The sequence below is a fragment of the Novosphingobium sp. BL-A-28-Hi1-0D genome (assembly GCF_055521755.1).
Genome location: NZ_CM145502.1, coordinates 2,029,253 through 2,044,569, shown reverse-complemented (window position 1 = coordinate 2,044,569; position 15,317 = coordinate 2,029,253). Strand labels below are relative to the sequence as shown.

Sequence of the window (15,317 nt, the reverse complement as noted above, 5' to 3'; positions counted from 1 at the left end):
CCAGTCGTTTTATGCTGCCGTTCTGTAACAAAACCGAGGCCCCCGCCTTCGCGGGGGCGCAGGGCTGTTTGCTTAAAGCGACTTGATGATCGCAGAGAAGTCGAGACCCGCATTGCCAGCATCGGCAAAGGCCGAATATAGCTCTTCGGCGCGCTGGCCCATCGGAACATCGGCACCGGCGTCCTTGGCGGCGGCCATGGCAAGCTTGAGGTCCTTGAGCATCAGCGCAGTGGCAAAGCCGCCTTGATAGCCATTGTCGGCCGGGCTCTGCGGGCCGACTCCGGGTACCGGGCAGTACGAGGTCATCGACCAGCACTGGCCAGAGGCCTTGGACGAGATGTCGTAGAAGGTCTGGAGGTCCAGCCCGAGCTTTTCGGCCATGGCGAAAGTCTCGCACGTGGCGACCATCGAGGCCCCAAGGAGCATGTTGTTGCAGATCTTGGCCGCCTGCCCTGCCCCGCTCGCGCCTGCATGGATCACCGCCTTGCCCATCGCGGCAAGGATCGGTTCGGCGCGGGCGAAAGCCTCGTCCGAACCGCCGACCATGAAGGTCAGCGTGCCGCCATTGGCCGCCGCGATCCCGCCCGAAACCGGTGCATCGACCATGGCATAACCCGCTGCGTCAGCCGCCGAAGCGACCTCACGCGCAGTGGCGACGTCGATGGTCGAACAATCTAGCAGCAGGGCCGAACTCGGCGCATGGCCGATCACATCAGCGGCATAGACCGACTTCACGATGGCTCCGTTTGGCAGCATCGAAACGACAGCATCAGCACCCTGCACCGCTTCCTTTACCGAAGTGTAGGTGGTGCAGCCGTTTTCCTTGGCGCGTTGGAGCGCCGCTTCGGCAAGGTCGAACGCGTGGACGTCGTGGCCCACCTTGACGAGGTTTGCGGCCATGCCGCCGCCCATATTGCCGAGGCCGATGAATGCGATCTTCATGGTCTTACCGCCCCTTCCACACGCCGGGGCGCTTTTCGATGAAGGCCTTCATGCCTTCGGCCTTGTCCTCGCTGGCGGTGAGGATCTGGAACACGCGGCGTTCGAACAGCAGGCCCTGGTCGAGCGTGGTCTCGAACGCGGCGTTGACCATTTCCTTGTTGGCGACAGCAGCCATCGGCGGCATCGCAGCAATGGCTTCTGCGGTCTTGAGCGCATCGGCAAGCAGGTCTGCCAGCGGCACGACACGGGTGACAAGGCCCGAACGCTCGGCTTCGGCCGCGTCCATCATGCGGCCGGTCAGGCACATGTCCATCGCCTTGGCCTTGCCCACGGCGCGGGTCAGGCGCTGCGAACCACCCATGCCAGGGGCAACGCCGAGCTTGATCTCCGGCTGGCCAAACTTGGCGTTGTCAGACGCAATGATGAAATCCGCCATCATCGCAAGTTCGCAACCGCCGCCAAGCGCAAAGCCGTTCACCGCAGCGATCCACGGCTTGCGTGTGGTCTTGACCAAGTGGCTGGTCCACTTCGAGAAGAAGTCCTCGTTGTAGAAATCGGCAGCTGGCTTGTCGGACATTTCCTTGATGTCGGCCCCTGCGGCAAAGGCCTTCTCGCCCGAACCGGTGAGCACGGCACAACGCTGCGAAGCGTCGGCTTCGAAAGCTGCGAAGGCTTCGATCAGCTCGGCCAGAACCTGAGAATTGAGCGCGTTCAAAGCCTGCGGGCGGTTAAGCGTGATGAGGGTGACGGCACCCTTCTGTTCGACGAGGATCGTTTCAAAGCTCATAGCGGTTTCCATTCGTCAGCAGCGCCCAGCGGCGCGAAGATGGCATCGAGAAGATCGTCGGTCACGCCCTCCGGCGTCGCGGGATTCCACTTCGGTGCGTGGTCCTTGTCCACGATCACCGCGCGAACGCCCTCGGCGAAATCCGGCAGGACCAGAACCTTGGCGCCCACACGATATTCCATCGCCATGTTGGCCGCAAAGTCCGGCAGAGTCAGGCTCGTGGCGAGCTGACGCAGGGCGACCTTGCAGGTCTGCGGGCTCTTGGTGTGCAGGGTCTTGAGCGTCTCGCGCGCAAAGTCCGAGCCGTCGGCCTCCAGCGCGGCGAGGATGTCCTCGTAGCGGTTGGAGGCGAACAGGCGCTCGATCTCGGCGGCATGGGCGGCGATTTTCGGCTCGGGCGGAACCGCCGAAAGTTCGCGCAGGATCGCCGGGATCGAAGCGGGATCGGCGGCGATGCGCGCCTTGGCCTCAGCCAGATTGGCAGCGGGCAGATAATGCGTCGCAAGCCCCGCCCAGAGGCATTCCGCACCATCCAGCCGCGCGCCGGTCAAGGCAAGGTACTGGCCGAGACGTCCCTTGAGGCGCGACAGGAACCAGCCACCGCCTACATCGGGAAACAGCCCGATGCCGGTTTCTGGCATGGCGAGCTTGGTGTTCTCGGTCGCGACCCGGTAGGAGGCCGGGCCTGCCAGACCCACGCCGCCGCCCATGGTAATGCCATCCATGAAAGCCACGACCGGCTTGCCGTAGGTCATCAGCAGATGGTTGAGCTGGTACTCGTCGTGGAAGAACTTGCGCCCCGACGTGCCGCCATCGTTCAGTGCCGAATTGCGCAGGAAGGCGATATCGCCGCCCGCACAGAAGCCTCGCGAAAGCTTGGGATCGCCATCGGCTGCGACCTGATGGTCCAGAATGACGATGTCCACGCCATCGTCCCCGCGCCATTCGAGCAGCGAAGCGGTCAGGGCGTGGACCATGTCGAGCGTCAGCGCATGGATGGCCTTGGGACGATTGAGCGAGAGGATGCCTGCAGCACCATTCCGCGTTGCGAGGACTTCGTCGGTCACTTGAGCAGGTCCCTTCCCACGATCATGCGCATGACTTCGTTGGTGCCCTCAAGAATGCGATGAACGCGAAGATCGCGCCAGAAACGCTCGATCGGATAGTCACGCAAGTAGCCGTAACCGCCGAACATCTGCAGCGCGCGGTCGACGATCGAGGAGCCGTTGTCGGTCGCCAGCTTCTTGGCCATAGCCGAGAAGCGGGTCTTGTCGGGCGCCCCCGACGTGACCTTGGCGGCTGCCATGTAAAGCAGGGCGCGGGCGGATTCCAGATCGGTCGCCATATCGGCCAGCACGAACTGGGTGTTCTGGAACTCGGCAATCGCCTTGCCGAACTGCTTGCGATCCTTGACGTACTGCACCGCTTCATCGAGGCAGCGCTGCGCACCGCCGAGCGAGCAGGCACCGATGTTGAGGCGACCGCCATCCAGCCCGGCCATCGCGAACTTGAAGCCATCGCCTTCGGCCCCGACCCGGTTGGCAACCGGCACGCGCACGTTGTCGAAGATCACCTGCGCGGTGGGCGAGGCGTTCCAGCCGAGCTTGCGCTCCGGCGCGCCGAAGCTGACGCCCTCCATGTCCTTGTCGATCACGAGGCACGAGATGCCCCGCGCGCCGTCGTCGCCGGTTCGGACCATGGTGACGTAGATGTCGTTCACGCCACCACCCGAGATGAACTGCTTGGTGCCGTTGACGACGTAATGGTCGCCATCGAGACGAGCCGTGGTCTTCAGCGCAGCCGCGTCCGAACCCGAGCCAGGCTCGGTCAGACAGTAGCTTGCAATCTTGTCCATGGTGACGAGATCGGGAAGGTAGCGGCCCTTGATCTCCTCACCACCGAATGTGTCGATCATCCACGCCGCCATGTTGTGGATCGAGATGAACGCGCTCGTCGCGGGGCAGCCATAGGCCATGGCTTCCATGATCAGCGCGGCTTCCAGACGGCCAAGGCCGATGCCGCCCGATTCCTCGCTGACGTAGATCGCGGCGAAACCTAGCTCTGCCGCCGCCTTGATCGTCTCGCGCGGGAAGGTGTGGTCCTCGTCCCATTGCGCGGCAAACGGCGTGATCGCATCAGCGGTGAAGCGTCGCGCCATGTCCTGGATGGCAATCTGGTCTTCGGTCAGTGAGAACTGGTCGGTCATCTTCTCTTCCCGTCACGCAGCGTTAACCGCGCCCTTAAATTCGACATGAGCGGCGGATATTGTCCACCGCCCATGCTGTCCAGACCTATCCGCAGGAAATGCGGACGATCGTGTAGTCATCGTCATAAGCCACAGTCAGCCGGTCGGCCCGATAGTCCATCGTCACGGCGCTGCGCGGCGGAACCCAACGCAAGGTGCGGGCTCCGCTAAGGCGCAGAAGTTCGGCACCGCTCGCTGCACTGGCCTTGTGGCCGACATGCGACTGGACTGCGTCGGCATTGCAGGAGCCTTCAGGCATGGCAGGCAGGTTCTCCGGTGGCGGGGTGCCTTGCGTGCAAGCGGAAGCACCGAGCAAGGCGACAATGGCAAGAGCCGGCAGTTTCATAGCCCGCTCCGTCACTTGCACCGGCTGTGGCGGCGCGGGCCTTCGGGGGCGTCGGCGCCATATTCGGTCAGCACCAGCGTCTTTCCGCCATCTTCGAGCTGGTAGCTCGCTTCGCGCTGCCACTTCATGCCCTCGCCTTCATAGTCGAAGACAGCGCGAACTTCGGTGGCCGTGGCGATCTTGGCCGTGCCCAGATCTGCGACCGATTCGTAGAACTTTACCGACTTCTCGCCAACGGTGATCGCACCCTTGTCGTCCCCGCGGGTCGGGTTGCAGTCAGCCGCGTTCATGCCCCACTTGCCGCGCATGGCAGGGGGGAACGCGGCACCTGCAACCAGCGCGGCTTCGCTTGCCTCCGAAGAGGCTGGCGGCGCCATGGCTTCGCTCGCACTCACCACCGGCGCAAGGCTCGGGGTCGCAGCTTCGCTCGGCTCGGGCGATGGCTTCGAGCAAGCGGCCAATGCCAGCGGCAGGGCAAGAAGGGGAAGGACGAGACGCTTCATCGGGAAAACTCCGGTGCTGTTGCAGATGGCATAACCAACGCGCACCGGAGCATTCCTTTCCTCAAGCGGACCGGGCCTCAGCCCATCGTCGGGATGACGAAGGCGTTGCCGCCATCAGGCGAGCCATCCGGCCAGCGCTGCGTGACAGTCTTGACCTTGGTCCAGAACTTCACGCCTTCCATGCCGTGCTGGTTGGTGTCACCAAAGGCCGAGCGCTTCCAGCCGCCGAAGGTGTGGTAGGCCACCGGCACCGGGATCGGCACGTTGATGCCGACCATGCCGACGTTGACGCGGGCGGCAAACTCACGCGCGGCATGGCCGTTGCGTGTGAAGATCGCCACGCCATTACCGTACTGGTGCTTGCTCGGCAGTTCGAGCGCCTGCTCGAAGTTCTCGGCACGCACGATCTGCAGCACGGGGCCGAAGATCTCGTTGTGATAGCTGTCCATGTCGGGCGTGACATGGTCGATCAGCGTCGGGCCGACGAAGAAGCCATTCTCGTGGCCCTGCAAGGTGAAGCCACGACCGTCGACAACGAGTTCGCCGCCTTCCTCGATGCACTTGCCGATCCAGCCTTCGACCTTCTCCTTGTGCGCCTGGGTCACGACAGGACCATAATGCGCTTCGGGATCGGTGGAGATGCCGACCTTGAGCGCATGGATCGCCGGGATCAGCTTGGCGCGCAGACGCTCTGCGGTGTCATGGCCGACGGGGACCACAACTGGCAGTGCCATGCAGCGTTCGCCAGCCGAGCCGAAGGCCGCGCCGCACAGATCGTTGACCACCTGATCGAGATCGGCGTCAGGCATGACCACACCGTGGTTCTTGGCTCCGCCCATCGCCTGCACGCGCTTACCGGCAGCAACGCCGCGGTTGTAGACGTAGTGCGCGATGTCAGACGAGCCGACGAAGCTGATCGCGCCGATGGCCGGGTGATCGAGGATCGCGTCGACCATTTCCTTGTCGCCATGGACGACCTGGCAGATGCCTTCGGGCAGGCCTGCTTCGATGAACAGTTCGGCCAGACGCACCGGTACCGAAGGATCACGCTCGGAAGGCTTGATGATGAAGGCATTGCCGGTGGCGATGGCAACTGCGCTCATCCACAGCGGGATCATGCCGGGGAAGTTGAAGGGCGTGATGCCCGCGCCGATGCCGATGGGCTGGCGGGTTGAATAGACGTCGATGCCCGGACCTGCGCCGTGGGTGTACTCGCCCTTCAGCACGTGCGGGATGCCGCAGGCGAACTCGACCACTTCAAGGCCGCGCTGGATGTCGCCCTTGGAGTCGGCAATCACCTTGCCGTGCTCGGACGAGAGCATGTGGGCGAGGCTGTCCATGTTGGCCTCGACCAGTTCCTTGAAGCGGAACATCACGCGGGCGCGGCGCTGCGGGTTGGTCGCAGCCCAGGCGGGCTGGGCCTTGAGCGCGGCCTGCACTGCACGCTCGAGCGTCTCTGCGGTGCCGAGAGCGACTTCGGCCTGCACGCCGCCGTTGTTCGGATCGAAGATCTGGCCCTTGCGGGCAGGCGCGCCGCCGGGGCCGCCGACGATGAAATGGTCTACGAGACGCATGGGGAATCCTCTTTCGCCAAAAACTTGGGTTGCGTGATGCGCCGATGACGGATTGCAGGCAACAAGTGAATATGCGACATGGGCCTGCATTTTTGCAGGTGATCTCATGCAATCGAGCGACTGGAACGACTTTCAGGCATTCCTCGCCGTGGCACGAGCCGGACAACTCGCCCGCGCCGCCGCCGCCATGGGCGTTGACGCGACGACGATTGGTCGCCGCCTGCGCCGTCTCGAGACTCGCGTTGGGGCGACCTTGTTCGAGCAGACGCGCGAGGGGCAGGTGCTGACCGAAGCTGGCGAGGAGATGCTGGCCGAGGTCGAGGCGATGGATCAGGCCGCCAGCCGCATCGCCGAGCATGCCCTGAGTGGGGGGGGAGTTGCGGGTAACTTGCGGGTGAGTCTGTCCGAAGGGTTCGGGAGTTGGATTGTTGCCCCCGCCCTGCGCGGCTTCGTCGAATCCAACCCGCGCCTGATGGTCGACCTCGTAGCATCGTCGGGATTTCTAAGCCCTTCCAAGCGCGAAGCCGACCTCGCGGTGACGCTTTCGCGCCCGCGTGCGGGTCCAGTGATTGCGGGCAAGCTCTCGGACTACTCGCTGCGCCTATACGCCACGCGCGGCTACCTTTCGCAGAAGGGCCTGCCGGAAAAACCTGCTGAACTCGCGCAGGGACACCGCCTCGTCGGTTACATCCCGGATCTACTCTATGCCCCGGAACTGCGCTATCTTGCTGAAATCGAACCGGATCTGACCGCCAACCTGCGCTCGTCGTCGATCATCGCGCAGCACCGCATGATCGCGGCAGGGGCAGGAATCGGCGTCCTGCCCTGCTTTATCGGTGATTCGGACAAGTGGCTGGTCCCGGTACTCCCGGATCAGCGCATCACCCGCTCATTCTGGCTGGTGACGCACAAGGACACGCACAACCTCGCGCGCGTACGGGCTTTCAAGGAGTGGCTGACCGCGCTGGTAGCTAGGGAGCGCGGGCGATTGTTGCCGCGATAATTCCACAAACGAAACAATGCGCCCCCGCGAAGGCGGGGGTCTCCGTCGATTTACACCAAAGCTCCGTAAGACCACCGAGGTCCCCGCCTTCGCGGGGACGCAGCAAATCGTCGGGTCAGATCTTCGCGACCGGCGCGTCTTCGCCGAGGTCTTCGTACCATGCCTCGACCGGGCCGTTGAGCTTGATCGTCAGCGGATTGCCCTTGCGGTCCATGCTCTTGCCGGCCTGAACGCGCACCCAGCCTTCGGAAATCGAGTATTCCTCGACGTTGTTGCGGACCACGCCCTTGAAGCGGATGCCGACGCCACGGCGCAGTTTGTCCGCATCGAAGTATGGGCTCCGCGGATTGATCGCGAGGCGATCAGGCGGCACGTCCGGACCCGAGGCGACAGGTGCGGTTTCGGGCGTGGCTTCTGGCGAGGTGGTTTCTTCGGTCATGGCCAGCGCAAATATCTTGATTGCCCCACTTGTCAATCGAAGCACGCCGTCGTAGAGGCGCGCCCCTGTCAAGCGGCCACATCGCTGGCCTTCTCTGACGGGCGCGTAGCTCAGCGGTAGAGCACACCCTTCACACGGGTGGGGTCACAGGTTCAATCCCTGTCGCGCCCACCAGAAACAGCCCGCGAACACTCGCGGGCTTTTCTGTATCCGGTTCAGTCGAGCACCGCCGGGTCCAGCCTGATCTCGCGCCGCGCCATGGCTTCCCACAGGAACGGCATTCCCAGCGGGTCGGACATGCGGGCGATGCGCAGGCTGTCGTCGTTGATGATCGGCTGCCCCGAACCCAGCACCTCGACGTGCCAGGCAAGGCGGCAACGGTGTTCCAGCGTGATGGCCCGCAAGTGCGCCTGCCGCACATCCTTTGCGACGACAAACACGCCGTGATTCTTGAGCAGCGCCCATTTGCCATCGCCCAGAGCCTCCGCAGCAGCCTGCGCTTCTTCCGCACCGTCAACCGTGCCCGCGTATTCGTCATAGAGGCGCGGGTCCTCGTCGACATGACCCGAAGTCTGGTCATAGACCGGCGGAATCCGGCCCGAAGCGGACCATACCGAGCCCCAGCGCGAATGGTTGTGGATCACCACCCGCAAATCGTGGCGGCGCTGGTGCACGGCCAGATGGAGACCGATGGCAGGGGTGACGTTCCATGCGCCTTCGACCACTTTGCCTTGTCCGTCGACGCGGATGATGTCCGATGCAGTCAGTTCGTCCCACGCCAGTTCCCACGGGTTGACGAGGAACGTGCCATCATCCTGCGCAAGTGTGATGTGCCCGGCGATATGGTCGTCATAGCCTTCGCGGTGCAGGGTGCGGCAGAGCAGCGCCAGCTCCTGCGGCGCGGAGAGTGGCGGCAGCAGCGGACGCCGTCCGGGGTTGGGAGCCAGTTCCGCCATGGTGGGAATGCGGTTCCTGTCGAATTCCATCTGTCTGTTCCTGCCTTTGCCTGCTTCCGGGAGTGGAGATAAACCCGTCATTGCCTCCACACTGTCACTTGCGTTACATTTGATCGATGAAATCCAACGACCGCGATAAAGCCCTGCGCGTGATCGGAAGCGCCAGTTGGCTGCAGCGCTACCCTGCGGGTCTTGCCGAGCGTCTGGTAGGCGAAGGCCGACTGGTTCCGCTCGCCACAGGCGAATGGGCGCAAGGCGAGGGTGACGAACGCGGCGGGCTTTTCGTGGTGATCAGTGGCCTGCTCCATTCCTACTGTGCTGCGCCCGGCGATCGCGAAGTGATGATCGGCCTTGTCACGCCGGGATCGGTGCTGGGCCACGCCACGCGCTTCAGCGGCGGCCCGCGCCTCGTCACCGCCGTATGCGTTGAGCCAGCCGTTCTGCTGGAGCTGACCGAGACCGCAATCGAGCGCGTGGCCGCCGTGCATCCCGAAGTCTGGCGGGCTATTGCCGATTTCACGTATGCCAACGTCAGCCGGGTTCTGCGCATGGCAGCCGAGGCGATCTGCCTTGGGCCCCGCCAGCGCATAGCAGCGCGGCTTGTCGCAGCAGCCGAAGCCCAGGGCTTTGCAGGTCCAGCCGACATGACGATCCGCCTAAGTCAGGAACTGCTGGGCGAGATGACCGGACTGACGCGCAAGTCGGTCAACGGTCACCTGTCGGCGCTGGAGCGCGATGGGATCATCGACGTTCTCTATGGACGCATCCGCGTGATCGATCTTGAGCGGCTGAAGCAGGTGATCGAGAGCTGACATTTGCAAAGATCGATGATGGTTTGCGCGAAATCAAGGAAGTTCTAATATAAGGGGGTATGGTGGTCTTGTTCACCAGAAGGGACCAGACCCATGTTCAATACCAATGTCGGCGGAATAGACCGCGTGCTTCGCATCGTTGTCGGCCTCGTGCTGATTGCGCTCGTCTTCGTGGGACCGCAGACGCCGCTGGGATGGATCGGGATCGTGCCGCTGCTGACCGGCCTGTTGCGAACGTGCCCGCTTTATTCGCTGATCGGGCTCAATACCTGCCCCCGCAAGTAAGCCCGCTTGCCACTCGCGGGTCGAGGCGGCATAGCGCGGCCCATGCATGATATCCGCCTGATCCGCGAAAACCCCGCCGCTTTTGACGCTGCCCTTGCCCGCCGGGGCGTGGAGCCTGCGGCTGAATCGATCCTTGCGCTCGATGCGCGCCGCCGCGAGATCGCGACGCGGATGCAGGAGGTACAGGCTCGCCGCAACGAGGCGTCGAAGGCCATCGGTGCGGCCATGGGCAAGGGCGACACGGACACCGCCGAAGCCCTGAAAGCAGAAGTCGCAGCGCTGAAGGTGGAACTGCCTTCGCTTGAAGAGGAAGAGCGGCAGCTTACTGCGCAGCAGAATGCAGCGCTCAGCGCCTATCCCAATGCGCCTGCTGCAGACGTGCCCGACGGCGCGGACGAGAGCGAGAATGCCGAAGTGCTGCGCTGGGGCACCCCGCGCGAGTTTGCCTTCACGCCCAAGGAACACGCCGATCTTGGCCCAGTTCTCGGCCTCGATTTCGAGACGGGGGCGCTGATTGCAGGCGCGCGGTTCACCTTCCTCAAGGGCGGCATGGCGCGCCTGCACCGCGCGCTGGCTCAGTTCATGCTGGACCGGCAGACCGGCGAGAACGGCTACCTCGAATGCATCCCGCCGCTGCTGGTCAAGGACGAGGCGGTGTTCGGGACGGGGCAGTTGCCCAAGTTCTCGGAAGACCTGTTCAAGACCACTGACGGGCGCTGGATGATCCCCACCGCCGAAGTGAGCCTGACCAACGCCGTGCAGGGACAGATCTTGGGCGAAGCGCAACTGCCCTTGCGCATGACGGCCCTCACCCCATGCTTCCGTTCGGAGGCGGGCGCAGCCGGGCGCGATACGCGCGGGTTCATTCGCCAGCACCAGTTCGAGAAGGTAGAACTGGTCTCGATCACGCGGCCCGAAGACTCGGAAGCCGAGCATGAGCGGATGACCGCCTGTGCCGAGGGCGTGCTGCAGGCGCTGGGCCTGCCCTATCGCAAGGTGCTGCTGTGCACCGGCGACATGGGCTTTACCGCGCGCAAGACTTACGACCTTGAAGTCTGGCTGCCCGGACAGGGTGCTTATCGCGAGATCTCGTCTTGCTCCAACTGCGGCGATTTTCAGGCACGGCGGATGAACGCACGCTATCGCCCGGAAGGCGCAAAAGGCACCGAGTTCGTTCATACTCTTAATGGTTCGGGCCTTGCCGTGGGCCGCACGCTGGTGGCAGTCTTGGAAAACTACCAGCAGGAGGACGGATCGGTGGACGTGCCTGAAGTGCTGCACCCCTACATGGGCGGGCTGACACGCCTGATGCCGCCGGCTTGATGAAGCGGATCGCGGCCGCGCTGGCGCTGCTGGCCGCCGCGCCGCTTTGTGCGCAAGGCACGTCGCGCCCGCCGATCGTGGCGTGGAGCTACACCGTGCAGGCGGGCGATACGTTCTCTGACATCGCACGGCGCTGGGGCGTGGACATCGCGTCGTTGGGTGAAGCGAACGGAATTCCCAGCCCTTACGTGATCCGCATCGGCCAGGTGCTGAAAAGGCCCGAATTGTCCGGTACGCCATTGCCCGGCACGCCCAAGCCGCGAGCGAGCGCTACGCCGACAACGCCGGTCGAAACGCCAAAGGCCGTGCCCCGCCCTGCCCCGACCCTGCGCCCGGCCCCTCCGCCGCGCCCCGCGATTGCGCCGCGCGAATCCGATGCACCGCGGCTGCAATGGCCTACGGCGGGTGCCATCGTCAGCCACTTCCGCGACCGGGTATCGGGCATACCGTCAAACGGGATCGACCTCATTGCACACCCCGGCCAGAAGGTCCGCGCCGCTGCCACCGGCACCGTGCTCTATGCCGGAAAGGAACCGGAGCGCTTCGGCCAGCTGATCCTGATCGACCATGGTGGCGGCTTCGTCACCGCCTATGCCTATCTCGGCACGATGACGGTCAAGGAAGGCCAGAAGGTCATTGCCGGGGAGCGCATCGCACTGGTCGGCAAGAGCGGCGAGGCGAAGCGGCCGACGGTCCACTTCGAACTGCGCCGCAACAACGTTCCGCGCGATCCTGAATTGTACCTGCCACCGCGACTCTGAAGCGCCTTGTTCAGCCGAGCAGGAAGAAGGCGAGACCCATCGACAGGTAGGCGAAGAGCCAGAAGCCGCCATCGATCAGCGCCAGCCGCGTGCTGATGCGCTGCTGGCTGTAGCTGATCCACAGCGACGGAATCACGAAGGCGATGGCGAGGCCTCCAGACATCATGAAGTAGAGCCACCACTTCACATCCAGTGTCGCTTCGCCGACGCGGGCGAACATGTGGCCCATCATCGTTGCGGTGATCAGCAGGAGCGCTGCGGTGATCGCGGCCGTGCGTCCGGGCGAGCGGCGAATGCCCAATTTGCCGGGGCCGACTTCCTCCAGACGCGCACGACCGAACAGCGGCCCGTACCACAAGGTGGAGAAACCCAGCGCAACCAGAGTTGCAACAATGACGCCTATCCAGTTGACCGGGCCCATCTTTTCCTTCTTTTCCAAGCCCCCGCTGCAGATCTGTTGCTACGCCCCTGACCGACGCATTGCAACGCCACTCCCGCCACAGGTGACGCGGCGTGCATTTTAGCCTATGGGCCGCGCCATAATGGCAACCCAGACTCCCCCTCTCGAGATTCCCGAAGCCCCCAAGGTCGGCATGGTCAGCCTCGGCTGTCCCAAGGCGCTGGTGGATTCGGAACGCATCCTCACCCGCCTGCGCGCCGATGGCTATGCCATGAGCGCCGACTATGCAGGCGCCGACGTGGTGCTGGTCAACACTTGCGGCTTTCTCGATTCCGCCAAGGAGGAAAGCCTTGCCGCAATTGGCGAGGCGATTGCCGAGAATGGCCGCGTGATCGTGACCGGCTGCATGGGCAACGAAGCCGACGCGATCCGCGCCAAGTTCCCCCAGGTCCTCGCGGTGACAGGTGCGCATCAGTACGAAGCGGTGGTCGAGGCCGTGCACGAAGCCGCTCCGCCGAGCATGGGGCCGTACATCGACCTGATCCCGCAGGCCGAACCGGGCGACGTCAAACTGACCCCGCGCCACTATGGCTACCTCAAGATTTCAGAAGGCTGCAACCACGCCTGCGCCTTCTGCATCATCCCGAGCCTGCGCGGAAAGCTTGCCAGCCGCCGGATCGATGCCGTGCTGCGCGAGGCCGAGAAGCTGGTGGCGGGAGGCACCAAGGAACTGCTGGTGATCAGCCAGGACACCTCGGCCTATGGCGTGGACGTGCGGCATGAAGAGCGGATGTGGAAGGGCCAGCCGGTCCGCACCCACATGACCGATCTTGCCCGCGAACTGGGCAAGCTGCGCACGCCGGAAGGCGAGACGCCGTGGGTGCGCCTGCACTACGTCTATCCCTACCCCCACGTCGATGCCGTGATCCCCCTCATGGCCGAAGGGCTGGTGACGCCCTATCTCGACATTCCGTTCCAGCACGCCAGCCCCAGCGTGCTGCGCGCGATGAAGCGCCCGGCCAACGAGGCCAAGGTGCTGGACCGGATCAAGGCATGGCGCGAAGTGTGCCCGGACATCACCATCCGTTCGAGCTTCGTGGTCGGCTTCCCCGGCGAGACCGAGGCCGATTTCGAATACCTGCTCGAATGGCTCGAGGAAGCGCAACTGGATCGCGTCGGCGGGTTCCGCTTCGAGCCGGTGGCGGGGGCCGCTGCCAATGATCTGCCCAACCCGGTGCCTGAAGCGGTCAAGGAAGAGCGCTACGCCCGCCTGATGGAGAAGACCGAGGCGATCAGCGCGGCAAAGCTTGCCGCCAAGGTCGGCCGGACGATCAAGGTGATCATCGACGAGGTAGGCGAGCCCGACGAGGACGGCGATATCGGCGCGACGGCCCGGTCACAGGCAGACGCGCCCGAGATCGACGGCGCGGTCTATCTGCGCAACGTTCCTGCATCGCTGAAAGCCGGCGACTTTGCGCAAGTGCTGGTCGAGGATGCGGATGCACACGACCTCTATGGCGTGATCGAAGGCTAACAGGCCTCCTTGCAGGCCGTGGCGAACAGGGTCTCGCGCAGCTTGCCGACATCCGGCAAGTCGAGGCCCGAGAGGTCGGCAATGCCCTCGATGGCGTCGTCGCCGTAGCAGTGCGCCAGAGCGACTGTCTCGCCCTTGAGCCGTTTGCCTAACGGGATCGACCAGAAGGTGCGCACGGTCGGAAGCGCGGCATCGGCAGGGTCCTCATCGACCACCATCGCCAGCCGGTCAGACCTCAGACGGACAAACGAGCCGATCGGATAGACGCCCACCGTCTCGACGAAGCGCTCCAGGATGTCCGGATCGAACTTTTCGGGCTGGCCGCGAAGTTCGCGGATGACTTCGGCCGGGTCGAGCCTGCCTTCTGCATCGCCGCATGCGATTCGGGAATCGTAGACGTCGCAGATCGCCGCCATGCGGCTCAGCGTGTCGATCTCCGCACCGCCGATCCCTTGCGGATAGCCGCTGCCGTCGAGCCGTTCATGATGATGCAGAATGACGCGCAGCACTTGCGGGGGAATGTCGCCCGCCGCCTTGAGGAAGGAATACCCCAGCACGACGTGCTGTTCCCGCAAATCGGGACGCAACAAGGTATAGTCGCCACCAACCGACGTCAGATCGACTGGCATCTGCCCTACCCCGACATCCATCAACAATCCTGCCATTCCGGCATCGCGGATGTCGATAGGGGACATCCTCATATGCTTGGCCAAGGCGATCATCAGTGCGCTCACGGCAAGCGAGTGGCGATAGACCGGTTCGTTGTCGGTCTGGCAGCGCAGCAGGCCATTGAAGGCATAGAGGTTGCGCTGGACCGAAGCATAGACCGCATCGATCACCGGCTCGACATCATGTGTGCGAATGGCCTTGCCCAAACGCACCTGGATGAACGCTTTGCTGACGACCCGAAGTGCATCCCCGGCAGCACGTTTGGCACGGCCGAACTCTCGGGCAACAGGCATTGCGGCGGGTGGGCGGGCGAAACCTGCGCGTTGCGGGACCGGCGCCACTTCCGGCCGTCTGGCAAGAAATGGAACTGGCGCGGGCTCACCGGCATTGCGAGGCCCGGAGATGATCTGTGCGGCTCGATCGGGCAAATCGCCCGCAGACTTTCCCCGGCTGGTATCGATGACCACCCCGTCCACCGCACTGTCGCGCAGGATTTCGAGCATGGCCGGATCATCAAGCAGGAAGCGCCGCTTCCAGAAGGGATGCTTGAACCAGCTCCCTTCCAGCTTGTGGATGAACATCCCGAGTTCGATTTCACCGGTAGAAATACGCTTCAGCATGGCTTGCCCGTTCGAGTGACGGAATAGCCTAGGTTAGCAAGCGTATGTCTGGTCCGGACAAGGCCATCCGGAAAAACGCGTAGAGGACACGTTCCCCGCCCGAATCAGGTCGGACGGG

The 15,317-nt window shown here is 64.0% G+C and carries 17 protein-coding genes and 1 tRNA gene; 7 read left to right on the top strand and 11 right to left on the bottom strand.

Annotation, left to right across the window (positions count from 1 at the left end):
- Positions 1-72: 72 nt before the first annotated feature.
- The 7 genes from mmsB to ACZ1JW_RS09990 form a co-directional block, all read right to left on the bottom strand.
- On the bottom strand, positions 73-942 hold the full coding sequence (gene mmsB / locus ACZ1JW_RS10020) for a 3-hydroxyisobutyrate dehydrogenase (RefSeq protein ID WP_465140462.1): 870 nt from the start codon (positions 940-942) through the stop codon (positions 73-75).
- Positions 943-946: 4 nt separating this feature from the next.
- Entirely contained in the window at positions 947-1,729 is a 783-nt protein-coding gene (locus tag ACZ1JW_RS10015) for an enoyl-CoA hydratase-related protein (protein ID WP_465140461.1), read from the bottom strand.
- Positions 1,726-2,796: an enoyl-CoA hydratase/isomerase family protein gene (locus ACZ1JW_RS10010; RefSeq protein WP_465140460.1), complete on the bottom strand. Its 1,071-nt coding sequence runs from the start codon at positions 2,794-2,796 to the stop codon at positions 1,726-1,728. Before ACZ1JW_RS10010 ends, ACZ1JW_RS10015 begins: the two co-directional genes overlap by 4 nt.
- Positions 2,793-3,935 carry an acyl-CoA dehydrogenase family protein gene (locus tag ACZ1JW_RS10005; protein WP_465140459.1) on the bottom strand — a complete coding sequence of 381 codons (1,143 nt, stop codon included), beginning with the start codon at positions 3,933-3,935 and terminating at the stop codon, positions 2,793-2,795. Before ACZ1JW_RS10005 ends, ACZ1JW_RS10010 begins: the two co-directional genes overlap by 4 nt.
- Positions 3,936-4,020: 85 nt before the next feature.
- Positions 4,021-4,320: an I78 family peptidase inhibitor gene (locus tag ACZ1JW_RS10000; protein ID WP_465140458.1), complete on the bottom strand. Its 300-nt coding sequence runs from the start codon at positions 4,318-4,320 to the stop codon at positions 4,021-4,023.
- Positions 4,321-4,331: 11 nt separating this feature from the next.
- Positions 4,332-4,823 carry a hypothetical protein gene (locus ACZ1JW_RS09995; protein WP_465140457.1) on the bottom strand — a complete coding sequence of 164 codons (492 nt, stop codon included), beginning with the start codon at positions 4,821-4,823 and terminating at the stop codon, positions 4,332-4,334.
- Between the two features lie 77 nt (positions 4,824-4,900).
- Positions 4,901-6,397 (bottom strand): CoA-acylating methylmalonate-semialdehyde dehydrogenase, encoded by a 1,497-nt coding sequence (locus ACZ1JW_RS09990; RefSeq protein ID WP_465140456.1) that lies wholly within the window; start codon positions 6,395-6,397, stop codon positions 4,901-4,903.
- Between the two features lie 106 nt (positions 6,398-6,503).
- Between ACZ1JW_RS09990 and ACZ1JW_RS09985 the strand changes: the two genes are divergently transcribed.
- Positions 6,504-7,400, top strand: coding sequence for a LysR family transcriptional regulator (locus ACZ1JW_RS09985; RefSeq protein WP_465140455.1), 897 nt, complete (start codon positions 6,504-6,506; stop codon positions 7,398-7,400).
- Between the two features lie 115 nt (positions 7,401-7,515).
- Here ACZ1JW_RS09985 and ACZ1JW_RS09980 read toward each other — a convergent pair whose 3' ends face one another.
- Positions 7,516-7,839, bottom strand: coding sequence for a DUF3297 family protein (locus ACZ1JW_RS09980; RefSeq protein WP_465140454.1), 324 nt, complete (start codon positions 7,837-7,839; stop codon positions 7,516-7,518).
- A gap of 99 nt (positions 7,840-7,938) precedes the next feature.
- On the opposite strand from ACZ1JW_RS09980, the gene ACZ1JW_RS09975 reads away from it, so the two are divergent.
- Positions 7,939-8,013, top strand: a tRNA-Val gene (locus ACZ1JW_RS09975).
- Between the two features lie 41 nt (positions 8,014-8,054).
- Here ACZ1JW_RS09975 and ACZ1JW_RS09970 read toward each other — a convergent pair.
- Positions 8,055-8,825 (bottom strand): class II aldolase/adducin family protein, encoded by a 771-nt coding sequence (locus tag ACZ1JW_RS09970; protein ID WP_465140453.1) that lies wholly within the window; start codon positions 8,823-8,825, stop codon positions 8,055-8,057.
- 86 nt (positions 8,826-8,911) lie between these two features.
- Between ACZ1JW_RS09970 and ACZ1JW_RS09965 the strand changes: the two genes are divergently transcribed.
- The 4 genes from ACZ1JW_RS09965 (at position 8,912) to ACZ1JW_RS09950 (ending at position 11,976) form a co-directional block, all read left to right on the top strand.
- On the top strand, positions 8,912-9,607 hold the full coding sequence (locus ACZ1JW_RS09965) for a Crp/Fnr family transcriptional regulator (RefSeq protein ID WP_465140452.1): 696 nt from the start codon (positions 8,912-8,914) through the stop codon (positions 9,605-9,607).
- Between the two features lie 93 nt (positions 9,608-9,700).
- Positions 9,701-9,892 carry a YgaP family membrane protein gene (locus ACZ1JW_RS09960; protein ID WP_465123722.1) on the top strand — a complete coding sequence of 64 codons (192 nt, stop codon included), beginning with the start codon at positions 9,701-9,703 and terminating at the stop codon, positions 9,890-9,892.
- Between the two features lie 42 nt (positions 9,893-9,934).
- Positions 9,935-11,215 carry a serine--tRNA ligase gene (gene serS, locus ACZ1JW_RS09955; protein ID WP_465123723.1) on the top strand — a complete coding sequence of 427 codons (1,281 nt, stop codon included), beginning with the start codon at positions 9,935-9,937 and terminating at the stop codon, positions 11,213-11,215.
- Complete coding sequence (locus tag ACZ1JW_RS09950; protein WP_465123724.1) at positions 11,215-11,976, top strand: peptidoglycan DD-metalloendopeptidase family protein; 762 nt, start codon at positions 11,215-11,217, stop codon at positions 11,974-11,976. The genes serS and ACZ1JW_RS09950 overlap by 1 nt, the downstream gene beginning before the upstream one ends.
- A 10-nt stretch (positions 11,977-11,986) precedes the next feature.
- On the opposite strand, the gene ACZ1JW_RS09945 is transcribed toward ACZ1JW_RS09950, so the two are convergent.
- A complete protein-coding gene (locus tag ACZ1JW_RS09945; protein ID WP_246415479.1) occupies positions 11,987-12,415 on the bottom strand; it encodes a DUF1761 domain-containing protein in 429 nt (142 codons plus the stop codon).
- Between the two features lie 88 nt (positions 12,416-12,503).
- On the opposite strand from ACZ1JW_RS09945, the gene rimO reads away from it, so the two are divergent.
- A complete protein-coding gene (gene rimO / locus ACZ1JW_RS09940) occupies positions 12,504-13,910 on the top strand; it encodes a 30S ribosomal protein S12 methylthiotransferase RimO (protein ID WP_465140451.1) in 1,407 nt (468 codons plus the stop codon).
- Here rimO and ACZ1JW_RS09935 read toward each other — a convergent pair.
- Positions 13,907-15,199 (bottom strand): HD-GYP domain-containing protein, encoded by a 1,293-nt coding sequence (locus ACZ1JW_RS09935; protein ID WP_465140450.1) that lies wholly within the window; start codon positions 15,197-15,199, stop codon positions 13,907-13,909. The genes rimO and ACZ1JW_RS09935 overlap by 4 nt on opposite strands.
- Positions 15,200-15,317: the final 118 nt, after the last annotated feature.

Bases quoted from the DNA above. Each gene is read 5' to 3' on its own strand.
- mmsB (WP_465140462.1), bottom strand. From the start codon at position 942: ATGAAGATCGCATTCATCGGCCTCGGCAATATGGGCGGCGGCATGGCC.
- ACZ1JW_RS10015 (WP_465140461.1), bottom strand. From the start codon at position 1,729: ATGAGCTTTGAAACGATCCTCGTCGAACAGAAGGGTGCCGTCACCCTC.
- ACZ1JW_RS10005 (WP_465140459.1), bottom strand. From the start codon at position 3,935: ATGACCGACCAGTTCTCACTGACCGAAGACCAGATTGCCATCCAGGAC.
- ACZ1JW_RS10000 (WP_465140458.1), bottom strand. From the start codon at position 4,320: ATGAAACTGCCGGCTCTTGCCATTGTCGCCTTGCTCGGTGCTTCCGCT.
- ACZ1JW_RS09995 (WP_465140457.1), bottom strand. From the start codon at position 4,823: ATGAAGCGTCTCGTCCTTCCCCTTCTTGCCCTGCCGCTGGCATTGGCC.
- ACZ1JW_RS09990 (WP_465140456.1), bottom strand. From the start codon at position 6,397: ATGCGTCTCGTAGACCATTTCATCGTCGGCGGCCCCGGCGGCGCGCCT.
- ACZ1JW_RS09985 (WP_465140455.1), top strand. From the start codon at position 6,504: ATGCAATCGAGCGACTGGAACGACTTTCAGGCATTCCTCGCCGTGGCA.
- ACZ1JW_RS09980 (WP_465140454.1), bottom strand. From the start codon at position 7,839: ATGACCGAAGAAACCACCTCGCCAGAAGCCACGCCCGAAACCGCACCT.
- ACZ1JW_RS09970 (WP_465140453.1), bottom strand. From the start codon at position 8,825: ATGGAATTCGACAGGAACCGCATTCCCACCATGGCGGAACTGGCTCCC.
- ACZ1JW_RS09965 (WP_465140452.1), top strand. From the start codon at position 8,912: ATGAAATCCAACGACCGCGATAAAGCCCTGCGCGTGATCGGAAGCGCC.
- ACZ1JW_RS09960 (WP_465123722.1), top strand. From the start codon at position 9,701: ATGTTCAATACCAATGTCGGCGGAATAGACCGCGTGCTTCGCATCGTT.
- serS (WP_465123723.1), top strand. From the start codon at position 9,935: ATGCATGATATCCGCCTGATCCGCGAAAACCCCGCCGCTTTTGACGCT.
- ACZ1JW_RS09950 (WP_465123724.1), top strand. From the start codon at position 11,215: ATGAAGCGGATCGCGGCCGCGCTGGCGCTGCTGGCCGCCGCGCCGCTT.
- rimO (WP_465140451.1), top strand. From the start codon at position 12,504: ATGGGCCGCGCCATAATGGCAACCCAGACTCCCCCTCTCGAGATTCCC.
- ACZ1JW_RS09935 (WP_465140450.1), bottom strand. From the start codon at position 15,199: ATGCTGAAGCGTATTTCTACCGGTGAAATCGAACTCGGGATGTTCATC.